Source organism: Actinomyces procaprae (genome assembly GCF_004798665.1).
Taxonomy (GTDB): domain Bacteria; phylum Actinomycetota; class Actinomycetes; order Actinomycetales; family Actinomycetaceae; genus Actinomyces; species Actinomyces procaprae.
Genome location: NZ_CP039292.1, coordinates 2,093,063 through 2,116,427 on the forward strand (window position 1 = coordinate 2,093,063; position 23,365 = coordinate 2,116,427).

The 23,365-nt window shown below is 71.4% G+C and carries 17 protein-coding genes; 2 read left to right on the plus strand and 15 right to left on the minus strand.

The window, feature by feature from the left end:
- Positions 1–84: 84 nt before the first annotated feature.
- From E4J16_RS08445 to dinB, 14 genes are all read right to left on the minus strand, one after another.
- On the minus strand, positions 85–1,008 hold the full coding sequence (locus E4J16_RS08445) for a cell division protein FtsQ/DivIB (RefSeq protein WP_136313754.1): 924 nt from the start codon (positions 1,006–1,008) through the stop codon (positions 85–87).
- Positions 1,005–2,528 carry a UDP-N-acetylmuramate--L-alanine ligase gene (gene murC / locus E4J16_RS08450; RefSeq protein ID WP_136313755.1) on the minus strand — a complete coding sequence of 508 codons (1,524 nt, stop codon included), beginning with the start codon at positions 2,526–2,528 and terminating at the stop codon, positions 1,005–1,007. Before murC ends, E4J16_RS08445 begins: the two co-directional genes overlap by 4 nt.
- On the minus strand, positions 2,525–3,778 hold the full coding sequence (locus tag E4J16_RS08455) for a UDP-N-acetylglucosamine--N-acetylmuramyl-(pentapeptide) pyrophosphoryl-undecaprenol N-acetylglucosamine transferase (protein WP_136313756.1): 1,254 nt from the start codon (positions 3,776–3,778) through the stop codon (positions 2,525–2,527). Before E4J16_RS08455 ends, murC begins: the two co-directional genes overlap by 4 nt.
- A complete protein-coding gene (locus tag E4J16_RS08460) occupies positions 3,771–5,063 on the minus strand; it encodes a peptidoglycan glycosyltransferase FtsW (protein ID WP_420809305.1) in 1,293 nt (430 codons plus the stop codon). The genes E4J16_RS08455 and E4J16_RS08460 overlap by 8 nt, the downstream gene beginning before the upstream one ends.
- A complete protein-coding gene (murD, locus tag E4J16_RS08465; RefSeq protein ID WP_136192235.1) occupies positions 5,060–6,586 on the minus strand; it encodes a UDP-N-acetylmuramoyl-L-alanine--D-glutamate ligase in 1,527 nt (508 codons plus the stop codon). Before murD ends, E4J16_RS08460 begins: the two co-directional genes overlap by 4 nt.
- Positions 6,587–6,676: 90 nt before the next feature.
- The gene (gene mraY / locus E4J16_RS08470; protein ID WP_136192236.1) at positions 6,677–7,765 is read right to left on the minus strand and encodes a phospho-N-acetylmuramoyl-pentapeptide-transferase; all 1,089 of its coding nucleotides are present in this window, start codon (positions 7,763–7,765) and stop codon (positions 6,677–6,679) included.
- Complete coding sequence (locus E4J16_RS08475) at positions 7,762–9,240, minus strand: UDP-N-acetylmuramoyl-tripeptide--D-alanyl-D-alanine ligase (RefSeq protein WP_204519772.1); 1,479 nt, start codon at positions 9,238–9,240, stop codon at positions 7,762–7,764. The genes mraY and E4J16_RS08475 overlap by 4 nt, the downstream gene beginning before the upstream one ends.
- On the minus strand, positions 9,237–10,859 hold the full coding sequence (locus E4J16_RS08480) for a UDP-N-acetylmuramoyl-L-alanyl-D-glutamate--2,6-diaminopimelate ligase (RefSeq protein WP_136313758.1): 1,623 nt from the start codon (positions 10,857–10,859) through the stop codon (positions 9,237–9,239). Before E4J16_RS08480 ends, E4J16_RS08475 begins: the two co-directional genes overlap by 4 nt.
- 73 nt (positions 10,860–10,932) lie before the next feature.
- Positions 10,933–12,717 (minus strand): peptidoglycan D,D-transpeptidase FtsI family protein, encoded by a 1,785-nt coding sequence (locus E4J16_RS08485; RefSeq protein WP_136314635.1) that lies wholly within the window; start codon positions 12,715–12,717, stop codon positions 10,933–10,935.
- A gap of 38 nt (positions 12,718–12,755) precedes the next feature.
- A complete protein-coding gene (gene ftsL, locus E4J16_RS15745; protein ID WP_240038083.1) occupies positions 12,756–13,238 on the minus strand; it encodes a cell division protein FtsL in 483 nt (160 codons plus the stop codon).
- A complete protein-coding gene (rsmH, locus tag E4J16_RS08495) occupies positions 13,235–14,308 on the minus strand; it encodes a 16S rRNA (cytosine(1402)-N(4))-methyltransferase RsmH (RefSeq protein ID WP_136313759.1) in 1,074 nt (357 codons plus the stop codon). The genes ftsL and rsmH overlap by 4 nt, the downstream gene beginning before the upstream one ends.
- Positions 14,309–14,575: 267 nt before the next feature.
- On the minus strand, positions 14,576–15,007 hold the full coding sequence (gene mraZ, locus E4J16_RS08500; protein ID WP_092531775.1) for a division/cell wall cluster transcriptional repressor MraZ: 432 nt from the start codon (positions 15,005–15,007) through the stop codon (positions 14,576–14,578).
- A 1,500-nt stretch (positions 15,008–16,507) separates the two neighbouring features.
- Positions 16,508–16,894, minus strand: coding sequence for a DUF3040 domain-containing protein (locus tag E4J16_RS08505; protein WP_136313760.1), 387 nt, complete (start codon positions 16,892–16,894; stop codon positions 16,508–16,510).
- 268 nt (positions 16,895–17,162) lie between these two features.
- Positions 17,163–18,413, minus strand: coding sequence for a DNA polymerase IV (gene dinB, locus E4J16_RS08510; protein WP_136192241.1), 1,251 nt, complete (start codon positions 18,411–18,413; stop codon positions 17,163–17,165).
- 111 nt (positions 18,414–18,524) lie between these two features.
- On the opposite strand from dinB, the gene E4J16_RS08515 reads away from it, so the two are divergent.
- Positions 18,525–19,346 (plus strand): spermidine synthase, encoded by an 822-nt coding sequence (locus E4J16_RS08515; protein ID WP_168708065.1) that lies wholly within the window; start codon positions 18,525–18,527, stop codon positions 19,344–19,346.
- A 61-nt stretch (positions 19,347–19,407) separates the two neighbouring features.
- Here the strand turns inward: E4J16_RS08515 and E4J16_RS08520 are convergent, their stop codons facing one another.
- On the minus strand, positions 19,408–20,325 hold the full coding sequence (locus tag E4J16_RS08520; RefSeq protein ID WP_136192242.1) for a PAC2 family protein: 918 nt from the start codon (positions 20,323–20,325) through the stop codon (positions 19,408–19,410).
- A 366-nt stretch (positions 20,326–20,691) separates the two neighbouring features.
- Here E4J16_RS08520 and E4J16_RS08525 point away from each other — a divergent pair, with 366 nt between their 5' ends.
- Complete coding sequence (locus E4J16_RS08525) at positions 20,692–23,223, plus strand: HelD family protein (RefSeq protein WP_136192243.1); 2,532 nt, start codon at positions 20,692–20,694, stop codon at positions 23,221–23,223.
- The last annotated feature ends 142 nt before the right edge of the window (positions 23,224–23,365 follow it).

The window sequence follows — 23,365 nt, forward strand, 5'->3', positions numbered from 1 at the left end:
GGTCTATACTTATGTCATTCTTCCGATGACGTGCCCAACGCTATGGGTCCCCCAACCGGCTCCCGGGTATTTTGGTTCGGCGTGTCAGGAGGTGGTCGGGCTATGCGGACTGGAGACGTCGTAGGTGTCCGCCTCCTGCCCCAGCAGCACCGCCAGCACCCGCGCCTTGAGCTCACTGTCAGCGGCATCGCCCCAAATCACGTTGGCGCCGCTGGCGAGCACCAGCGTCACCTGCCCCGTGTCTGACACGCGTCCCTGGGCGACCTGCCCACGCACCTCCGCGTCCAGGCTGCCGATGGCCTCGGTCACGGCCGACACCTGTGACTCCGACAGCTCCTGCCCGGATGCCGCGGCGATCACGGCCAGGCCGTCGGGCTTGTGCGCAGTCGTCTCCAGGACCACGGCCTCGCCGTCGAGCACCGCGTAGCCACCATCAGCCTCCCTGACGGCGACCGGTATGCGCAGCGTGAGGCGCACCGCTAGCCCGTGGGGCCAGGAGCGCGTCACCGCCGCCGACTTCACCCGCACCAGGGAGTCGGTCACCTCCTCGCCGAGGGCGGCGACGTCCAGGCGCACCAGCGACTGCCCGGCATGAGCCTCCAGCGCCGCCTGCACGTCGTCGGCCTCCACGTCGGCGCCCCCGCCCGTCACCCTGATGTCGGCGGTGCGAAGCGCCAACAGCGGTGAGAACAGTACCGCCCAAACCAGCACGGCGGTGACGACCAGCACACCCGCGACTCTGAGCAGTCTCCCGCGCCGCAACCGCCCCCGGGCACGCCGACGCTCCTCCAGGCGATCGGCCAGGCCCGTGGACACCACCCGGTCATGGGCATCCGTTCTCTTGGTCAGCGCGCGCGCCGTCGCACCCGTAGCACCGCCTCGCGTCAGCTCGCCGCCGTCCTCCCCGGCGGTTGGCGCCGCGTCTTCCGCCGCGGCAGCAGCGGGATCCCGGGGCTCGACCGAGTCCTCGCCGCCGTGCGGCCGAGGCCGGCTCGGCTTGCGCATCATGCGGGGTCCACACGCCCGGCCAGGGCATCCAGGATCACGGGGCCCAGGCGGGTGACATCGCCGGCGCCGATCGTGAGCACCAGGTCTCCGGGGCGAGCCACGTCCGCCGCGGCCCGGGCCGCGGACTCGGCGTCGGCGATATACCGTCCCTCCCCCTGGATCAGGTCCACCACGCACTGGCCGGTCACCTCGGGATAGTCCGCCTGAGTCTCACGGGCGGGATAGACCGCGGTGACGATCGTGTGGTCGGCCGCCGACAGCGCGGCCCCGAAGCGATCCGCGAAGTTGCGGGTACGGGAGAACAGGTGAGGCTGGAACAGGGCGATCACCCTACCGCCGCGGGCGTCGGCGACCTCCCGGGCGGCCGTGAGTAGGGCCGCGATCTCGGTGGGGTGGTGGGCATAGTCGTCTACCACGCGCACACCGGCCGCCTCCCCCCGGTACTCGAAGCGCCGCCCCGTACCGGCGAAGGTGCCTAGGGCGCGGGCCATTTCCGCGGGGCCTACACCGAGCTCGAGCCCGGCCTCCCAGGCCGCGGCGGCGTCGAGGACGACGTGGTCGCCCGGAGTGGCCAGTTCCAGTGGTACCGGGCCCACACTCGGGGCGGCGTCGGTCCGGGAGCCGACGGCGTCCCAGCGGGTAAGCGCCGCGCTCGTGCCCGTGGCGCTGCGGGACGTGATCTCCACCCGCACATGGTCCGCGCCGACGAGCGGCCCGCCCGCAATGCCGTTCGGCGCCGCGGTGCCGTAGGTGGTCACGCGCGCGCCTTCGGCCAGCGCCCGCCTGGCGAGCCGCAGGGCGCCGGGATCATCGGCGCAGGCGATGAGCAGGCCGCCGGGCACCAAGCGGCCCACGAAGTCGACAAAGGCCTGCTCGAAGGCCTCCGCCGTGCCGTAGTTGTCGAGGTGGTCCGGCTCGATATTGGTGACGATCTCAATGCTGGGCGCGTAGTTGAGGAAGGACCGGTCGGACTCATCCGCCTCGGCGACGAAGGCGCGGCCGGTGCCCAGGTGGGCGCCGGTGCGCAGGGAGCGCACCACTCCCCCGATCGCGAAGGACGGGTCCAGTCCGGCGGAAGTCAGCGCCTGGGCGAGCATGCCCGAGGTGGTGGTCTTGCCATGAGCTCCCGCCACCGCCACGAAGTCGCGGTCGCGCGCGGCCAGCGCGAGAGCCTGCGACCGGTGGATCACGGCCTGGCCACGCTCCCGGGCGGCCCGGAGCTCAGGGTTGGAGTCCTTGATGGCGGTGGACACCACGACCGTTGCCCCAGCCGGAACGTTGGCGGCGGCGTGTCCGAGGCGGACCTGCAGGCCGCCTTCACGCAACTGGTCGAAGGCCTCGCCGCCGTTGGCGTCCGAGCCGGTGACCACGGCACCGCGCTCGGCCAGGATCTGGGCGACCACGCTCATACCGGCTCCGCCGACGCCGATGAGGTGGAAGGCGCGTCCGGTCAGGTCCACGGCCACTGCGGGCGTGCGCACCGGGTCCGCGCCGCTGCCGGAGAGGTGTTCCCCGCTCATAGGCCCTGCTCCTTCTGGTCGTTGCCCTCACGCTCGCCGTCGCTACCACCGGGACCCGCGTCGACGACCTCGCGAATCAGCGCCGCCAGCCGCTGCGCCCCGTCGCGCACTCCGGTGGAGGCGGCCGCGGCTGCGGCGTCACGGCGGCGCCCCGGGTCGGTCAGCAGGGCGGTGAAGCCAAGGACGTCGTCGACGCCCAAGTCGGCGTCGCTCACCAGCTGCCCGCCTCCGGCAGCCACGCAGTCGGCCGCGTTGAGCCGCTGCTCCCCGTTGCCGATGGGCAGGGGGACGTACAGGGCGGGCAGCCCCAGTGCCGTGAGCTCGGCAACAGTGCCGGCGCCTGAGCGGCAGATGACCCCGTCCGCGCAGGCATAGGCGTGCTCCATCGCCGTCAGGTAATCCAGTACGTGGTAGCGGTCAAGCAGCCCGGGTGCGCCGCCCTGGGCCTGCTCCAGGGACGCGCGCACGGGCGCGTCCTTGCCCCGCCCGGTCAGGTGCAACACCTGCAGGCCGGCGGGCAGCCGACTGGCGCACTCGCACATGACCTCGTTGAGGTGCTGGGCGCCCAGCGAGCCGCCGGTCACCAGCAGGGTGGGCACGTCAGGGTCCAGGCCGAGGGCCTCGGCCCCCTCCCGGCGGACCCCGTCCGCGTCGGCCTCCATCCGGGCGACCAGGCCCCCGATCGCGGGGCGCAGCGGTAAGCCGGTGACCTCCGTGCGGCCGTGCGCGGCCGCCAGCGGGGTGGACGCGAAGGTCAGGGCGACGGCGGCGGCCCAGCGGGCTCCGAGCCGGTTGGCCAGTCCGGGCCGGGCGTTCTGCTCGTGGATGACCACGGGCACGCCGGCGCTGCGTGCCGCCAGGTAGGCGGGAGTCGATACGAACCCGCCGAACCCGACGACGACGTCGGCACCGACCCTCTCCATGGCGTCACCGGCCGCGGCCACCGCACCGCGCAGGCGCCGCGGCAGCAGCAGCAGGTCACCGGTGGGACGGCGCGGCATGGGCACGCGCGGGACGTAGGCCAACGGGTAGCCGGCCTCGGGGACGAGCCGCTCCTCCAGCCCCTCCCTGGTGCCCAGTACCAGGATCTCAGTCGCCGGATCACCTCCGGTGGCGGCGTCGCGTAGGGCGGCGGCAGTGGCCAGCAACGGGTTGACATGGCCGGCGGTACCGCCGCCGGCGAGCAGCACTCGCAGCGGTCGGCCGCTACGGCCGTCCACCGTCGAGCCCTGGATGGGGGTATCAGACACGGTTCCTCCTGCGCGGTGCGATGACGGCGAGCGTACGGCGTACGGCGCCGGTCCGGGAGCGCAGCGCCGCGGACGCGCCGGGCTCGTTACGGGCGAAGGCGAGCAGCACCCCGACCGCGAGCAGCACCGACACCAGCGCGGAGCCGCCTGCGCTGACCAGCGGCAGCGGCACGCCCAGCACGGGCAGCAGCCCGACCACGACGCTCATGTTGATCAGGGCCTGCCCCACGATCCAGGTCATGATGCCACCGGTGACCACGGCGACGTACATCGACTCGCTGCGCCGAATTATGCGTATGCAGCACCAGCCGACGACGACGAACAGCAGAATCACCAGCAGGGTGCCGACCAGCCCGAACTCCTCCCCCAGGACTGCGAAGATGTAGTCGGAGTCGGCCTGGGTCAGGTATCCCCACTTCTGGCGCGAGGAGCCGGGGCCCACCCCCCACCAGCCTCCGGTGCCCAGGGCGTAGCGCCCGTGCATGGGCTGGTAGCCGACGTCCAGGGGGTCGTAGCGCTCCGGGTGCAGCCAGGCCAGGATGCGGGCGCGGCGGTTGGCGGACAGCATGGAGGCGCCGGCGAAGCCGACCAGCCCCAGCGCCCCCAGGGCGGCGAACCAGCGCCACCCCAGCCCACCCAGCCACAGGGCTCCGGCCACCAGGGCGGTGAGCACGATGACCGTGCCGAGGTCGCCACCGGCCATGACCAGGCCGATGCCGATGCCGGCGGGCAACAGGATCCAGCCGAAGAACCGTGCGAACGCACCCCAGGAACTCACTCCCCCGAGGAAGGTGTCCCGGCGCCGGGACACCATTACGCCCAGGTACAGGCACAACCCGAGCTTGATGAACTCCGAGGGCTGGGCCGTGCCCAGGCCTGCGGGGAGCATGATCCAGTTCCGGTTGCCGTAGACGTCAATGCCGACACCCGGGACGAATACCAGCAGCTGCATCGCGAATGCCGCCAGCAGCGCCGGCCAGGCGAGCCGCTTGAGGATCCGCAGCGGCAGTCTCGAGAGGGCCACCATGCCGATCAGCCCCACCGCCGCGAAGACCAGGTACTTGGAGAATGCGGTGAAGGCATTGCCGCCCTGCGCGGCGGTGGTCACCGACTGCACCGAGAAGACCATGATGAGTCCGAAGGCGAGCAGCGCCAGCGTGGCGATCAGCAGGGCGTAGTAGCTCAGGGTGCTGCTCTCATCCTTGACCGGCCCGTCCGCGCCGCGCAGACGGCGCAGCCAGGACCGTCCCGGGGGTGTGCCGGTGTTCTTCCCCGAAGCCGTCACCTCAACCCACCCTCTGCTGCGGCGGCCGCCTGCGCGGCACGGGCCGCGGCGCGGGCGAACAGGTCGCCGCGCTGGGCGTAGGAGTCGAACTGGTCCCAGGAGGCACATGCGGGGGCGAGCATGACAGTGTCACCGGGGTGAGCCATGGCGGCCGCCGCCGCAACCGCCGCGTCAGTGACGTCCTGCGGGCCGCCGTCGGGGATCGTGGCCACGGGCAGCCCCGCAGCCTGCTGCGCCAGTGCCTCCAGCACCGCGGTCTGGTCCCGCCCGATGACGACGGCGCCGCGCAGGTGGGCGCGTACCGCACGCACCAGGTCATGGAAGGAGGCGCCCTTGGTATCGCCACCGACGATCCACACGCCCGTGCCCTCCGGCAAGGCGGCAAGGGCCGCCTGGGCGGAATGGGGGTTGGTCGCCTTGGAGTCGTCGATCCACGTGATCGCCCCACCCTGGGCGACGGTTGCGATGCGGTGAGCGCCGGGCCGGTAGGCGCGCAGGCCGCGGGCGACGGCTCCCGGGTCGGCGGCGACGGCGTCCGTGGCCAGTGCCAGGGCGGCCGCGGCCAGTGCGTCCGCGACCACGTGGGCCGGCAGGCGGTCGGCGTCCGCCCCGGGAGCGAGGTGGACCAGGTCGGCGAAGGTGGCCAACTCGACCCCGCTGCGACGCCGGCCGGCGTGATAGGCGCGGTCCACGAGCACGTCCTCGACGCGGCCGACCTGTCCGAGTGCCGGCGCGGCGGTGGTGAAGCCGATGGCACGGCACCCCTCGACTACGTCGGCCTCCTCCACCATCGCCAGGGTGGCGGCGTCGGCCGCGTTGTAGACGGCGGCACCCCGGGTGCGGGCGTATACGCGCGCCTTGTCGGCGGTGTACGCGGCCATGGAGCCGTGCCAGTCAAGATGGTCCGCAGCCACGTTGAGGCAAGTGGAGGCCAGCGGGCTGAGGGTGTGCGTGGAGTGCAGCTGGAAACTGGACAGCTCCACGGCGAGCGCGTCGGCGCGGCCGGCGGCCACCGTGGTGATGGCCGGCTCCCCGATATTGCCGACGGCGGGGGCGTTGAGCCCAGCGGCGGTAAGGATCTGCGCGAGCATGCCCACGGTCGTGGTCTTGCCGTCGGTACCGGTAACGGCCAGCCAGGGCACGTCCGGGCGCGCTGAGGCGCGCTGGAGGCGCCAGGCCAGCTCGATCTCGCTCCAGGTCTCCAGGCCGCGGGCGCGAGCGGCGGCGAGCACCGGGCCGGTGGCGGGAACGCCGGGCGAGACCACGAGCAGTCGCAGGTCGGTTTCCGCGATGGCGGCGGCGATCCCGGCGTCGTCACCGACGACCGCGCCATCCATGCGGTCTGCCGTAGCGGTGCCGAGTGTCTCCCGCAGGGCGTCCACTGCGGCACTGCGCGCGTCGAACGCGGTCACGCGCGCGCCGAGTGCGATCAGGACGTCGACCACTGCGGTCCCGGTGCGGCCGAGTCCGACCACGCCCACGCGTGCCCCGGAGAGTGCCTCAACCGGTGTGCTGGTGCTCATCGCTGCCCTCGACCTCTGCTTCAGGAGTGGATTGCTTGCCATGTTGTGGTGCGCCGACGCGCGGTGGCGTGCGCGGGTCCGCATCACCGTTCAGGAGACCAGGTACTCGGCGTAGAACAGGCCCAGGCCGAGCACCACGCACACCCCGGTGATGATCCAGAAGCGGATGACCACGTTCACCTCGGTCCACCCGCCCAGCTCGAAGTGGTGATGCAGCGGGGCCATCCGGAACACGCGTTTGCCGGTGGACTTGAAGGACACCACCTGGATGATGTCGCTCATGACCTCGGCGACGAACAGCCCGCCGATGAGCACCGCCAGGAACTCGGTGCGGGTCAGGATCGACAGGCCCGCCAGGGCGCCGCCCAGCGCCAGGGAGCCGGTGTCCCCCATGAAGATCTTCGCCGGGGAGGCGTTCCACCACAGGAAGCCGAAGCAGGCGCCCATGAGCGCGGCGGCGATCATGGCCATGTCCCGCGGGTCCCGGGTCTGGTAGCACAGGGTGGCGACGACGTCGGCATGGCCGTAGGTGCAGGACTGGTTGGTCTGCCACACGCCGATGAGGGTGTATGCGGCGAACACCATTGCGGAGCAGCCTGCCGCCAGGCCATCGAGGCCGTCGGTCAGGTTGACCGCATTGGACCAGGCGGTGATCAGGAAGTTGGACCAGATGGTGAACAGGACGATTCCGACGATCGCGCCCGCGAAGGCGAGGTCCAGGCCTGAGTCACGGGCGAAGGAGATCCGTGTGGACGCCGGGGTCAGGCCGTTGCGGTTGGCGAAGTTCAGCGCGGCCACCGAGAAGGTGATGCCGATGAATGCCTGCCCGAGGATCTTCTGCCACGGGCTCAGTCCCAGCGACCGCTGTTTGGAGATCTTCTCGAAGTCGTCCATGAAGCCGATCAGTCCCAGGCCGACTATGAGGAACAGCAGTAGCACACCGCTGGCGTGCGGGGAGCGCAACTCGATCAGGTTCGCCACCGCGTAGCCGAGCACGGTCGCGATGATGATGACCAGTCCCCCCATGGTGGGGGTGCCGCGTTTGGTGAAGTGTCCCTGCGGACCGTCCTGGCGGATGAACTGCCCGTACTCCCGCTTCTGCAGGAAGCGGATGAGCAGAGGCGTGCCTAGTAGCGCCACCAGCAGGGCTACCGCCGCTGACACGAGGATTGCTGTCATTGGGCGTGCTTCTCCTTGAGGCTGTCGCGGAGGTGGTCGGCCAGGCGCCAGGCGCCCGACCCGTTGGATCCCTTGACCAGGACGGCGTCGCCGTCGTGAAGTGGGCCGTCCGGCGAGTCCAGGACCGCCAGGGCCGCGTCGGCGTCCTCCAGTTCAAGCGTGCTCACTCCAGCGGCGCGGGCGGCGGCCGCGGCGGGCGCCGCGCCGGCACCGACGGTCAGCAGCAGACCGACGCCGCACTCGGCGGCGAGCTCACCGGTGCGGGTGTGGTCCGCGACGGAGGATTCGCCCAGTTCCAGCATCTCGGAGATGATGGCGACCCTGCGCCGCTCGCCCGCAAGCGACTTCAGGGCTGCGAGGGCCGCGGTCATGGAGTCGATATTGGCGTTGTAGGAGTCGTCTATCAGCAGCAGGTCCCGCCCCAGAAGGGTGGTGACATCCATGCGGTGAGGGCTCTCCAGGCGGGCGGCGGAGAGCTGGTCGGCGACGTGCTCGGGAGCGACGCCGGCGGCGAGCGCCAGGCCTGCGGCGGCGAGCGCATTGGCGACGTTGTGCGCACCCGGCACCGCCAGCCGCAGTCGCCGGGGCTCGTCCAGCCCGGGCAGGAACAGGTCGAAGACGGCGTGGGCGGAGGCGTCGAGCTCCACGGCGCCGACCCGGATGGCCGCATCCGGTGCGCCCACGGCGGAGAAGGTCAGTACCTGCGGCGCCAGTTCCGCCATGGCGGCGGTGCGGGGGTCGTCGAGGTTGAGCACGGCCGTGCCGGTGGGCAGGAGGCCGCGGACGATCTCGCTCTTGGCGCGGGCCACCCCGTCCACCGATCCGAAGCCCTCCATGTGCGCATGGCCGACCATGAGCACGGCGGCGGCGTCCAGCGGCGCGATCTCCGTCAGGTAGTCGATGTGGCCGGGTCCGGAGGCACCCATCTCCAGCACCAGGTAGCGGGTGTCGCCGCTGGTCTCCAGGACGGTCAGGGGCAGGCCGATCTCGTTGTTGAAGGAGGCGATCGGCGCGACGGTGGAGGCCTGAGAGGCCAGCAGCTGCCGCGTCAGGTCCTTAGTGGTGGTCTTACCCACCGAGCCGGTTACGGCGACGACGGTGAGGCTCCCACCGCCTTCCTCCGCCCGTCGGCGCAGGTCGGCCAGGTGCTCCCGGGCGAGTGCCCCCAGCGCGGCCACGGTGTCCGGCACCACGATCAGCGGCAGCGCGGCTCCCGCGGCACTCAGTGAGGCGCGAGCAGTGGACGCGTCACTGACCAGTGCGGCGGCCGCACCGGCTGCCGCGGCCGTGCCGACGTGGGCGTGCCCGTCGGTGCGTTCGCCCGCCAGGGCGACGAACAGGGCCCCGGGGCCCACCCGGCGGGAGTCCGTCACCACTGCGGAGGCGGTCTGCGCCCCCGGCGCGGGAGCGGCGTCGGCGGGCAGCAGCTCGCCCCCGGTGAAGGCCGCGATCTGGGCCAGAGAGCGCTCAATCATGCGGGCTCCCCCCACTTGGCGATGACGGCCTCGCGCATGACGGGGGCGTCGTTGTAACGGATGAACTCGTCGGCGATCTCCAGGAAGGGCTCGTGCCCCTTGCCGGTGACGATGACCGTGTCCTGCGGGCCGCACAGCTCCACGCCACGACGCACCGCGTCACCCCGCCAGGTGGTGATCTCCTCGACGTCGTTCAGGTCCGGGCGCACGGCGCGCACACCGGCCAGGATCGCGTCCCGGATTGACTGGGGGTCCTCGCTGCGGGGGTTCTCATCGGTGACCACGAGCACGTCTGCCAGGCGGGCGCAGACCTTACCCAGCATGGGACGTTTGCCACGGTCACGATCGCCATCGGATCCGAAGACGACGATGAGGCGCCCGGGAGTGATCTGGCGCACGGCCTTGAGGGTCAGCTCCATGGCGTCGGGGGTGTGGGCGAAGTCGACGATGCAGGTGCCGCGTACGCCGTCGCGCTGGCTGATCCGCTGCATACGTCCGGGGATGTTGTGAGCGGTGGCCAGGGCCGCCACTGCGGTCTGCGCCGGCACGCCGGCACGAATGGCCATGACCAGGGCGAGCGCGGCGTTCTGTACGTTGACGAGTCCGGGCAGCGGGCAGGCGGCGAGGATGCTCTCACCATCGGGCCCGTGCAGGGTGAAGGTGGTGGCCGAGTCCGTCATGGACACGGCGGCGTCACTCACCCACCAGTCGGTGCCGTCGGGGTCGGGGACCGCGGTGGCCGCGTAGGCGCGCACCCGGTCCACCGGGATCAGCCCGGCCGCGGCGATGCGCTCGGCCAGTTGCGCTCCCCACTGGTCGTCGACGCAGACGACGGCGCGGCGGGTGTGCTCGGGCGTGAACAGCTGCGCCTTCGCGTCCAGGTACTCCTGCATGGTCTTGTGGAAGTCGAGGTGGTCACGCTGCAGGTTGGTGAATCCGGCGACGTCCGTCACCAGGCCGTCCAGGCGGTGCAGCACGATGGCGTGGCTGGAGGCCTCCAGGCTGGCGGCGCCCACACCCTGTTCCGCTGCCAGGGCGAGCATGCGTTGCAGCACGGGGGCCTCAACAGTGGTACGGGGGGACTCGACGGACAGCCCGCCCACGCGCAGCTCAACGGTTCCCGCAATCATGCAGGCGCCCCGGTGAGCGGTCATGATCGCATCAAGGAAGTACGAGGTGGTGGTCTTGCCGTTGGTGCCGGTGACGGCGGTGGTCAGTACGTGCTCGGCCGGGTGGTGGTACACGGCGGCCGCCAGTGGGCCGACCACCGCGCGCGGATCGGGGTGGGTCAGCACCGGCGTGCCCGGGCAGCGGTCATGAACCATGTCTGCGCCCGCAGGATCGGTCAGAACGGCCACGGCACCCGCCGCGACGGCCTCGGCGGCGTAGGCCGCGCCGTGAGTCTTGAAACCCGGCAGCGCGGTGAACAGCTCGCCGGCGGCGACGTCACCGGAGTCGACGCTGACACCGCTGATCTCGAGCGCATCCACCGAGTCGGTCCCGCCGTCCTCGCGCCGGGCAGGGGTCAGCGAGAAGGCTCGCGCGAGATCGCTCAAGGGCGTGGGCGCACACTTATGCGGACGCAGCCGGGCGGCCGACTCGTAGGCATGGTTGCTCATGGCTCCCCAATCTATCGTGACAGGACGGTTACGACCGCCGAACGCGAGGCAGCATATGCCAGGACGAGGGTACTCATACTCCCTCATCCGCGCTTTCGGCCTGCGCCGCCTCGACGGCGGCGTCGGCCTCTGCCGCAGCCTGGGCCGCGATGATACTGGGATCCGGGGCGATGCCCAGGGTGTGCATGGCGGCCAGGGCCACCTTGCGGAAGACCGGTGCTGACACGGTACCGCCGTAGGTGCCGTCCGGCCGGTAGACGATGACGGCGACGGCGATGGCGGGGTCGCGGGCCGGGGTGAAGCCGACGAAGGAGGCTACCGTGCCGTCCTCGGTGAGGATCTCCGTGGTCCCGGTCTTCCCCGCCACGAGGTAGCCGTCGATCGAGGCCGCCTCAGCCGTGCCCCCTTCCTGGGTGACGCCGATGAGCATCTCCGTGAGCGTCTGGGCGGTGGCCTCACTGATCACCCGCTGCCCGGCGGGAGTCTCCTGCGGCGTCTCGTTGCCCTCGCCGTCGATCCATGCGTCCACCACCCGCGGAGCAATGCGCACGCCCTTGTTCGCGACGGTGGCCAGCACCTGGACGGCCTGGAGGGCGGTACCCGCAATGCCCTGCCCGAACATGGTGGTGTACCTGGTACGGTCGTCCCAGTCGGCCACGGCACTGACCATGCCGGCGGACTCGGCGGGCATCTCGATGCCGGTGGTCTCCCCGTAGCCGAACCGCCTGAGGTAGTTGTAGCGGACCTCGTCGTCGAGCTGCTCGCCGATCTGGACGGTACCGACGTTCGAGGACTCGGCCAGGACCCCGGCGGAGGTCAGGGTCTGGGTGTCGTGGTAGTGGGAGTCGCGGAAGGTCTGCCCGTTGGCGGCGGTCCAGGTGTAGGGAACCGTCCACGTGTCCTCCGGATCCATGGTGCCCTCCTCGAGGGCGGCTGCGAAGGTGATCACCTTGCCGACGCTGCCGGGCTCGAAGATGGCCTGAACGCTGCGGGCGTTGCGCGAGTCCTCGGGGGTGGCCCCGGGGTCGGACGGGTCTACCGCCCCGGAGTCGGCCAGCACCAGCAGCTTGCCCGTGGCCGGCTCCATGACCACCACGCAGCCCCAGTCGGCGCCCTGGGCCTTGACGACCTCGTCGACGGCCTCCTGGGCGATCACCTGCAGATCGGGGTTGATCGTGGTACGCACAGTCGTGCCGGCCGTGGCCGGCACCTCCTCCTGCCTGCCGGTGGGGATGATGGCGCCGGACTTGCCTATCTCCACGCTGCCGCGTCCGTCAGTACCGGTAAGCGCCTCGTTCTGGGTCAGTTCCAGCCCGGCGGAGCCGATGAGCTCGCGCACCTCGCCCTCGTGGGTGTATCCCAGCACATTGCCCGCGACCGAGCCGGCCGGGTAGATGCGCCGCGTACGCTGGTCCGGTTCGACGCCGGGTATCGCCAGGGCGTTGATGCGCCGCCAGGTGTCCGGGGGGACGGCCTCGGCGATGACCTCGTAGGTGGAGCTCCCGACCATCTTGGCGCCCAGCTCCTGGGCATCCACGCCCAGGATCTCCGCCAGCTGCTCGGCGGCGGCCGCGGCGCCATGGCCGATCACCTCGTTGTCGGCCCGCCCGGACGCGGAGTCGGCGCTGTCCGCGATGCGCTCGTACTGGGCGATCTTGACCTGGTTCACGCCGATGTCGTAGGACACTGCGGAGGAGGCCAGCACCGTACCGTCACGTCCGAGGATGTCGCCCCGAGGGGCGCGGTTGACCCAGGCCACGGTTCGCTCGGCCTGGGCCTTGGCGGCCAGTTTCGGGCCCTCGATCACCTGCCGCCAGGCGGTCGTACCGGCCAGCATGGTGAATCCTGTCAGCCCCATCAGCTGCAGGACGCGCCGTCTGCTCGGATTGACCGGATTCACTTGGTGTCGTCCGCCTCGGCGGCTGCGGCGCCGCCCGCCAGGGTGGAGTCGGACAGGTCGACGACACCCGGCGCCGCGGCGGGGACCATGCCCAGCTCGGCCGCGCGAGCCGCCAGGCTGTCTGCCGAGGACGCCTCCTGCACGTCGGCGCGGACGGTCTCAATGTGGTCGTTGAGCACATTGAGCTCGACCTGTGCCGCCTTCATCTTGTAGGCCGTGTCCGCCATCCGTGCGTTGAGCAGCATGGTGGACACCAGGGCGCAGGCGAGGATACCGATGACCAGCGCCAGGAACGGCAGCGTGCGCGGCGAGGGGACGATGCCCCGTACCACCCGCAGTTCGGGCCTGCCGGCGGCCTCGGAGGCGGGGCGCGCCTGGGGCACCGCCCTGCGGGGCGCCCGCGCGGCGGCGCCGTCGGTGAGCGAGTGCCAGGACGGATTCGCCGTTGCGCTCCGGCGGACCTTGGCTGCGGTGGTCATCGACGGTTCCTTCCTCGTGTCTTTGCGGCTGTGGCTGCTGCGTGGCGGCGCATCGGCGCCGGTGCCCGATCGGCGGGGCGAGTGCGGGTGGCGGCCCGCAGACGCACCGAGGCGCTGCGCGGATTCGCGGCGACCTCCGTCGCGTCCGCCTTCTCGGCGCCGTGGGTCACCAGCTCCAGGTAGGGCTGCAGCTCCTCCGGAATCACCGGGAGGTCGTTGGGGGCGCCCGGCGAGGCGCCGACGGACAGGACCTGTTTGACGATGCGGTCCTCCAGGCTCTGGTAGGACTCGACCACCAGGCGGCCGCCCACGCGCAGGGCGTTGAGCGCCCGCGGCACGGCGCGCTCAAGCAGGTCGAGCTCGCCGTTGACGGCGATTCGCAGTGCCTGGAAGGTGCGCTTGGCGGGATTGCCGCCCCGACGTCGGGCAGCCGCGGGAATGCTCTGGCGCACCAGCTCGGTCAGTTCCACGGTGTTGGTCACGGGGCGCCCCGTGTTCCGGCGGCGTACTACGGCTGCGGCGATGCGCGGGGCGAAGCGCTCTTCGCCGTAGTTGCGCAGTATGCGGGTCAGCTCCTGCTCATCGGCGGTGTCGAGCAGTTCCTGAGCGGTGGTGCCGGCGGACTGGTCCATACGCATGTCCAACGGTGCGGGGTGGGCGTATGAGAAGCCGCGGTCGGCGTCGTCGAGCTGCAGGGAGGAGACACCCAGGTCCATGAGGATGGCATCGACGGCGCGGTCGGGCCGCCGGGAGGCCTCGCGGGCAACGGCGTCGACGGCGTCATAGGTGGCCTGCACGGCACGGAACCGGTCGCCGAAGCGGGCGAGCCTGGCGGTGGCGAGGGCGATCGCCTGCGGATCACGGTCTATTCCCACAAGTGTGAGCTCGGGGAAGCGCTCCAGGGCGCCCTCCGCGTGCCCTCCCATTCCGAGCGTGCAGTCGATCATGACCGGCTCGGCCACGTCGAACGCGGGGGCGAGTAGATCCAGGCAGCGCTCGAGGAGGACGGGGATGTGGCGGTCGGCGGCCTCACCGGCGGGTGCCGGCCGTGCCGGCGGCGTGGTGCTCACGGGTGTCCTCCTTCCGGGCTGGAGCGTTTCGGCCGTATCCCCGTCCTGAGGGGGCGGCGCGCATGTTGGCGATGTTGATCCGTGGGGGCCTACGGCCGGCTCGTTCCGCCAGGACTCCTCCCGCGGTTCCGGCGCCGGGGAAGAGGCGTCGGACGCTGCGGCGGGCGGAGACCTCACGGAGCGAGGACCATTGCCGGTGGCCCCGGCAACAGGGCGGCGGGTGCCGTCCCGGGTGCCTGAGGGGAGATATGCGGTTGTGCTGCCGGATCAGAAGAACCCGGGGATGATCTCCTCGGCGGTGTCGGCGAACACCTGTTCCTGAGCCGCCAGGTAGGTCTCCCAGGCACCTGCGTCCCAGATCTCCACGCGCGCTCCCGCACCAATGACCGCCAGGTCGCGGCCGAGTCCGGCGTAAGCGCGCAGCGGCGCGGGAATGGTGATGCGCCCCTGCTTGTCGGGGATCTGGGAGTCGGCGCCGGAGAGCATGACGCGGACGTAGTCGCGCGCCTGCTTCTGCGCCAGCGGGGCCTCGCGGAGCTGGGCGTACATGCGCTCGAACTCCGCGGAGGTGAAGGCGTAGATGCAGTGCTCCTGGCCGCGGGTGAGGATCACCCCACCGGCGAGTTCGTCACGGAACTTCGCCGGGAGGATGAGCCGTCCCTTCTCGTCGAGTCGGGGAGCGTGGGTGCCCAGGAACAACGGACCTCACTCCTCTCCCCTCGACGATCCGACGCACACCACATTACTCCACTTCCCTCCCCTTTCTTCCACAATGCGGCCGCAAACCGCGGTCACGATCGCGTCGACATGCACGACGAACTCGACTTTTCCGCGGAACTACGCGCTCGTGACGAGGTGGAGGAAGGTGGAGGGAAAAGGCGTCCCGCGGCGGTGCGGGCGTGGCGGTGCGGGGCCGGCGCCCGCGGATGCACGACCGAGCACCGAGGCGGGCGCACCAGTGGCCGTAAGCGGCTCTACCGGTTTACGGGTGCGGTGGGGCGGTTTCCGGTCGGCCGGATCCCGGCGGGTGTGGGGCGTGCGTGCAACCGCGCCCAATACCGACCCCAAAGAACGCCGGATCCCGGCGGGTGTGGGGCGTGCGCGCAGGCGTCCCCGGGGACGGCGCGTCCGAGTTCGGCGCAAGGGCCGTCTGCAACCCCTGGGTCCGGTTGCGTGAGCGCTTGGGTGGCGGTGCGGGGCCGGGTTGTCTGTGTGCGTGGCCGTAAAGCCTGCCGGTTGGACCCCTGTCCCCCCGTTGGACCCCTGTCCCCCCGATGGACCGCCGTAGCCGCCGTTTACAGCGGTCCAACGGGACGCGAGCGGTCCAACGGGAAGTAAGCGGTCCAACGGGGGCGTGAGCGGTCCAACCAGGGCGGCGCAAGACCCCCTCGTCCCCTTCGGCGGGCGACAACCGGGACTCGACACCGCGGAAACGCCGTGGGCCCTGGCTGCGCACAACGATCCTCACCGAGCACACGGGCCAGCCCGCCCGGAGGCACCTACATCGCCAGCACCGCCCCACCACCACAAACGACTCACACAACGCGAGCTAAGGCAGATATGGAAAGCGCATGCTCAGACGTCTTGCCCGCAGTCGTCAGCGCCGGTGGAACCGTTTGTGCCGATCCTGGGCGCTTTGGGCCGCACCGCGGGTGAGTGCGCGGCCGCGGCGAGGAGAGTTATCGGGGCCAGCGCGGTGCGTAAGATCAGGGTTTTGGTTGCTGTAGTACGGGAGAGTCCGGGTGATTGCGGACTGGGAGGTTGATCCGGGCTGGTGCTTGAGATCCGCGGGTAGTTGTGGGGGCAGTGGGAGCACGGCCGCCGCGGGTCGGGCTCTGCCCGCTCCAGCTGATCCCGGTGAAGAGGTTCGGTCGTACAGCGGCGCAGGACGCACCCTAAGTGCCGAGCCGCCTCGGCGTCGGCATGCCCTCCGGGCGGCGAGTCATTCCGAGTCTGGACTGCCTGCGTCAGTTTGGTCCGCCTGGCAGGCGCCACCAGACGGTCCAAACTGCCAAGGCACGCCGCACCTGCCTCCACGACGCACCGGCCTGAAGCACCACGTTCGCGCCTATGACCCGGAGAGGAGCCTGTGGAGGAAAGTGGAGGGGCCCGCCACTACCAGAGGGGTGGGCGGCGATGGAGGGGCGGCGATAGAGGAGCGGCGATGGAGGGGCGGGGCGGGTGGAGTCGGTGAGCTGCTCAGTTCCGGTCCTCGCGACGCCGGTCCCAGCGCTGCGACTGCCGCTCCATGAAGGACGCGCGGCCGGACCCGCGCGGGGCATCAGTGCGCTCCGCAATACTCTCTGCGCCGCCGCGCGTGAGCATCAGGGTCACGCCCCATACCGCGAGCGCGAAGCCGAGCACACCCAGGAGGATGGAGGCGATACCGTTGCCGACGGCCACACCGGCGATGACCACGCTCAGCCCGACCAGCACGAGTGCGACTCCGCCACCGATACGGCGTGGCGACGGCCGTCGCAGCGTCTTTTCGGCATGCTGCATGGTCTCGGCCAACGACGGGTCATCGTCGCTGAGCTGCTCCTCAAGGTCTCGCAGCACCTGCTGCTCGCGTTCCGACAATGGCATGGCACGCCTCCCTTCCGCTTATGGGCTCTCGTGGACTGCCGGGCGGGACGTCTCGGTCAAGCCGCCCGAGCACCGTCAAGAATAGGCGGTTGTCGTCACAGGAAGAAAACCGGAGCGTCCCTACATGAGACAGAACAAGGCGCGCCGCACGGATCTTCCCTCCGTTCTCGCCCCGGCCTGCGCCGCACATGCCACCGGGGACAGCGCGGTGCACCCTGAGGCCTAGGGCGCGGCGTCGTCGGCACCCGCCGCCCGGACCGGGACAGGCTCAGGAGCGGTCGGCGTCGTCGGCCGACTCCCCCGGTACAGGCCGGGACAGCAGAGTCGCCGGGGCCAGAGCGGCGCTTCCCCAGCGCCGCCGCACGGCGTCGGCCGCCCGCTCCGGAGCGCCGCGACGCGGATCATCATCGAGCAGCAGCTGCACACCCTCGTCGCCGCGGGACAGCCCCTCCACCCGTACCCCGAGCAGGCGGAAGCCGCCGCCCGGAGTGGGCAGTGCGCCGAAGAGCGCCTCAACCACGGCGAACAGGTCCCGAGCCAGGTCGGTTGGCGCCGCCATGGTCCGGGAGCGGGTGACGGTGGTGAAGTCGGCGCCCCGGGCCTTCAGGACGACCACCCGCCCACGCAGGCCGCCGGCGCGCAGGCGGGCGGCGCACTGGTGGACCTGGTCGAGCAGCACCCGGCGGGCGTGATCACGGTCGGTGATGTTGTCGAAGAAGGTGGACTCGGTGCCCACGGACTTCTCCTCGTGCTGCGGCGTGACTGGGCGCGGGTCGACGCCGTGGGCGAGGTCGTGCAGGTGACGAGCCGCCGCAGGACCGAGGATGCGCTCCAGCCGACGCACGTCGGTGGCCGCCAGCGCCCGCACATCGGTGATGCCCCAGCGCGCCAGCGCCTGCGCGCTCTTCTCACCCACGCCCCACATGGCACCGACCGGCAGCACGTTGAGGAAGTCCTGGGTCGCGGCGGCGGGCACTAGCAGCAGGCCATCGGGCTTGGCGTGGGCGGAGGCGAGCTTGGCCACGAACTTGGTGGCCGCGATCCCCACCGATGCCGGCACGCCCACGCGAGCATGCACCTCCCGCCTGATCCAGTGCCCGATGGCCACCGGTGAGCCCATGCGACGTCGGGCACCCGACACATTGAGGAAGGCCTCATCGACGCTGACCCGCTCCAGCTCTGGAGTGACCTCGCCAAGGATGCTCATGACGCGGCGGGAAACGGCCGTGTACAGGCCATGCCGCACCGGCAGCACCACGGCCTGCGGGCAGCGGCGCCGCGCCTCGCTCATGGACATGGCCGAGGACACGCCGAAGGCGCGCGCCTCGTAGGAGGCCGCGGAGACGACGCCGCGCCCGTCCCGGCCACCGACGATGACGGGCCGTCCCACCAGCTCGGGGTGCTCGAGCAGCTCGACCGAGGCGAAGAAGGCGTCCATGTCCACATGCAGTATGGGGGTGGCGGAGTCGTCCTCGCCCCAGGAGCGACGTGCGGCCGCCGCTCTCGGTGCCCTGCTCATGCCCGCTCCCTCCCCGTGCGCCGGCCCCGAGCCAGTCCAGGCGCGGTGCGACGGCGTTAGACGCCGCCACGATAACGTGCCCCTGTGACACGCGGTCAAGCATCCTCCCGCATGCGTACTCGACGCGGTGGCTCCGAGCGGGTTCAGTCCCCCGGCGCGCTGCCTACCGAGGCGGTCAAGACCTCCTTCGCGACTGCCCGGCTGCAAATGCGTGACACCGGGGTGCTTCTACTACTTGATGAAACCGAGTCGTCCTGGATCGACTTGCGCGACCCCACGCATCTGGACTTCGAGTACCTCCAGCAGATGGATGCGGTCCTGTCCTGCCTGAGGGGGCGGAGCGCACCGGTTCGGGCGGTGCACCTGGGTGGCGCCGGCTGCGCCCTGGCGCGCGCCTGGGCCGCATCTCGGCCGGGATCGCGGCAGCTGGCGGTGGAGATCGACGCGATTCTGGCTCAGAAGGTGCGTGAGTGGTTCGACCTGCCACGGTCGCCGCAGCTGCGTATACGTGTGGGAGACGCCGCGCAGGTGGTGAGGACCCTGCGGACCGGCGAGTGGGACGTGGTGGTCCGCGACGTCTTCGCCCGCGGCCTGGTTCCGCCCGCTTGCACCGGCCGAGACTTTCTGGCGGAGTGTCGGCGAGCACTCGCCCCGGGAGGGATCTACCTGGCCAATTCCGTGGCGCCCCCGCGCGATGCGGTGGCGGCGGAGCTGGCGCATCTGCGCGAGCTCTTCGGCGCGGCGTTAGTGGTGGCGGATCCGGCCGTGATCCGCGGTCGGCGCCCCGGGAACCTGGTGCTGGTGGCTCGCGCACAGCCTTGGACCGAGGAGGAGCTTGCCGGGATGGAGCGTGCCGTCCGGCGCCTGCCGCTGCCCGTGCGGACCTGGCGGGCCGAGGACCCGGCACTGCCGCAGCCTTCCCGGAGCGGCTGACAGGTGAGCGCTCAGGACGGTTCTCGCGTGGACCGTGACCGGGGACGTCCCTGGGCTCGGGCTACTTCTGCAGGCCGTCGCCGGAGGTGTTCTCGTTCGCCTCCAGGAATGCCTCCAGGCGGGCGCCGATCTCATCTGCGCTCGGCAGGTCGAGCGTCGGGGCGCCCTCGAAGCTCAGGTCCTCGCTCTGCTGCAGCATGGCGTCGTACTGTGCCTCCAGGGCCGAGACGACGGCGCTGACCTCGGGCTGCTGCGCCGCCTCGGCGTCAATCTCCGCCCGGTTGATGTTCGCGGCCGCCTCCAGGTCCCCGAGCGGCAGCGCCAGCCCGGTGTTCTCCGCCACGGAGCGCAGCAGCGCCGCGGCGCCCTGCGGGAAGTCGTCACGGGCGATGTAGTGCGGAATGGAGGCCGACAGCCCACGGGAGTCGATACCGACCTCACCCAGCCGCAGCTCCATGAAGGCGCCCATGGATCCTGGCAGCTCGACGCGGCCGAACACCTCCGTCTGCGAGCTCAGCTTGTCCGGCTGCGAGCCGTGCACGTGCACGTAGGTGGGCCGGGTGTGTGGGATCGCCATGGGAATGCCGCTGATGCCGACGGCCTGGCTCACTCCCATGGATACCGTCAGGTGGGTGACGGCGTCGGTGAACTCCTGCCAGCGGTAGTCGGGCTCCGCGCCGTGCAGGAGCAGCAGGTCCTCACCCTCATCGTCCTGCAGCAGGTCCAGGACCAGCTCGGGCATCGAGACCTCGCTGTAGGTGTTGCGGTCGAAGGTCATTACCGGCCTACGCGCGCGGTAGTCGATCAGGGAGTCGATATCGAAGGTGGCCAGGCGAGTGTGGGGCAGGGTCATGATGAGCTGTTCGACGGCGAGGGAGCCGGCGTGGCCGGCGTCCATGGCCCCCTCGAAGTGGTGCAGGAGCACACGCGGCGAGACGGGCTCCCCCGCAGGGTGCTCCACGGTGTATAGCGGTCGCATCGCTCCTCCTCTCGCGCTCTTGGCGCTCGTGTTCATAATGACGGCGTCGCCGGGGCGGCCGGGGGCCACGCGGGTGGGCCGTGCGTCGGCGTCGGCTGTTGCAACACCGGGGCCGGGACGCGTGTTCCCGGCCGGATACGAGATCCGCGGCTCACCGGCGCATCTTCCCTCCCCGCGAACGAGCCGGAAGCGGTGCGACTGTAGCAACCGACGGGGAGATAATGGACGACCCCGCGGGCGCGGGTCGCCTTTCGCATGGAGGACCCGCGCCTCCCGGAAACCATCTCAACACTCATCTCATGCCACCGTACACGACCCTCATATGAATGCTTCCGACCACCCTCACCAAGTAGCCGCCACCGAAGGATGCTCTCCAAGCGAGGTCATGTGAGCCAGCACCAGTCTCCCGAGTCCGTCCAGTCCCCGCAGCCCGGTCCGGCCGTCCCGGCCGGGCAGCCGCCCCGCCCCTCCGCTCGCGATAGGGAGATCGCCGCGGAGCAGGCGATAGTCGACGTGGCCTACTCCGAGCTTGACCGGCAGCTGGCCCGTGCCCGCCGCTCGCTGGCAGCCACCCAGGCCCGTGGCGCATCCGGCACGCATCAGTCACGCGGGGAGCGGGACGCCTACGCGGCCCACTACTCGGAGCTGGTGTCCTCACTGGAGGGGGTTGAGGACCGGTTGGTCTTCGGCCGCATGGACATGGCGCAGCCCGCCGGCGACGGCGATGCCGACTCCGGGAGTTCCGCCCCGGCGGACGGCCCCGCCGATCCGACCGCGGCGGGGCGGCGACACTACGTCGGGAGGATCGGGCTGCATGACTCCCGCCACCGGGAGGTGGTCCTGGATTGGCGGGCCCCCCTGTCACGCGCCTTCTACCAGGCGACCGCATCCGACCCGATGGGGCTGGTGCGCCGTCGGCACATTGATACGCGGGCCCGCCGCGTGGTTGGGCTCGAGGACGAGCTGATCGACGTGCAGGCGGCGGGTTCCGCGGCATCGGCGGGAAGCACCGGCGACGCCGGCATGAGCGTTGACGGGCTGCAGGGCGAGGGCGCGCTGATCGCAGCGATGTCAGCCGCCCGTGACGGGCGCATGGGCGACATCGTCGCCACCATCCAGGCCGAGCAGGACCGGGTGGTGACCGGTGACGGCAAGGGGGTTCTCGTGGTGCAGGGCGGTCCCGGCACCGGGAAGACGGCGGTGGCCCTGCACCGGGTCGCATACCTCTTCTACGCCGAGCGGGAGCGGCTGGAGCGGTCCGGCGTGCTACTGGTGGGCCCGTCGCGTACCTTCCTGCGCTACGTCGAGCAGGTGCTGCCCTCCCTCGGGGAGACCGGCGTGGTCTCCACCACGCTCGCGGACCTGGTGCCCGGCGTGCACGCCCGCGGCAGCGAGCCCGCCGCCGTCGCCGAGATCAAGTCCCGCCACATCTGGGTGGACATCGCCAGGCGGGCGGTCCGCGATTTGCAACGGGTGCCGGACCGGCCCCGGGACCTCATGGTGCAGGGCACGCGCCTGCAGCTGCTGCCCGCGGACGTGCGAGAGGCCGCATCCCGGGCGCGGCGCAGCGGCAAGCCCCACAACCTTGCCCGCGAGACGTTCGTGCTGTGGCTGCTGGAGCGCCTCACCGACCAGTTCGCCGCGGCCACGCACCAGGATGCCACGGATGCCGACACCCGCGCCTGGATCCGTGAGGACATCCGTACCGCCCGGGACGCCCGCCGGGAGATCAATCTGTGCTGGATGCCGACCACGCCGGCCGGCCTGCTGGAGCGGATGTGGGCACGCCCGGAGCTGCTCGCCCGGCTGGCTCCCGAGCTGCGGCCTCAGGAGCGGCGCCTGCTGGAGCGCCCGGCGGGCAGCGAGTTGACGCCGGCGGACATACCGCTGATCGACGAGTTGGCGGAACTCCTGGGCCCGAGCGAGGACGCCGAGGCGCGCCGCGCCCGCCTGGAGGCTCGGCGGCGCGAGTCCCTGGTCGCCTATGCGGCGCAGGCGATCGAGGCGCAGGAGCTGGGCAATGGCATGGTCACCGCCGAGATGCTCGCAGACCGGGTGGACGAGTCCGGCCCCTCACTGACACTGGCGGAGCGCGCCCGGGCGGACCGCAGCTGGACCTACGGGCACGTCGTCGTCGATGAGGCGCAGGAGCTGGGCGCGATGGCATGGCGGGCGCTGGCACGCCGCTGCCCGGTGCGGTCGTTCACCATCGTCGGTGATCTGGCCCAGTACTCGGGGCCGAGCCGGCCGCGCTCATGGCAGCATGTGCTCGCCGCACTGGGTACTCGCCCCCGCGAGCAGCGCCGCAGGGGCCGAGCGGCACGTGTGCAGCCCGCGTCGACGCCGCTGCGCGAGGAGGCGCTGACCGTCTGCTACCGAACGCCCGCGACGATCATGCGGGCCGCCGAGCGGGTGTCCGCAGGCCTCGGGGCACCGGTCACCTACCCGGTGACTTCGGTGCGGGACCTGCCCGACTGCCTGACCGTCGACGACCTGTCCCACTCCCCCGCGGCAGCCGACTCGGCGAACGCAGCCGCGGCCTGGGCGCAGGCCCTGCGTGACGCCGTGGCGGAGGAGTCCGCGGCGCTGGATGCCGCGGTCGGCACCAATGCCGGCCGGATCGCCGTGATCGCTCCCGATGCACGACGGGCGGCCGCGGCCCTGGCCGAGGATCCGGACCTGGCCGCCGCCATGGAGGCGCCGGGCGGTGACATTCTGCGCAGTCGCCTGGCGGTGATGGATCCGCGCCTGTCAAAGGGATTGGAGTTCGACGTGGTGGTGCTGGTGGACCCCGCCGCGATCGGGCAGACCAGTCCCGGCGACCTGTACGTGGCCATGACGCGTCCGACCCGCCGCCTGCGCGTGGTCTCCCGGCTGCCGCTACCCGCCGGCATGTAGTCGGCTGGCTGGATCCGTACAGGCGCGCCCGGTAGACCGGTACCCGTGAGCGGGTCGGTGACGGGCAGCGCCCGGAGCACGGGAGCAATGAGCGTCACACCACAAGTCACGGTATTCCCGCACACCCACACACCTACGCGAC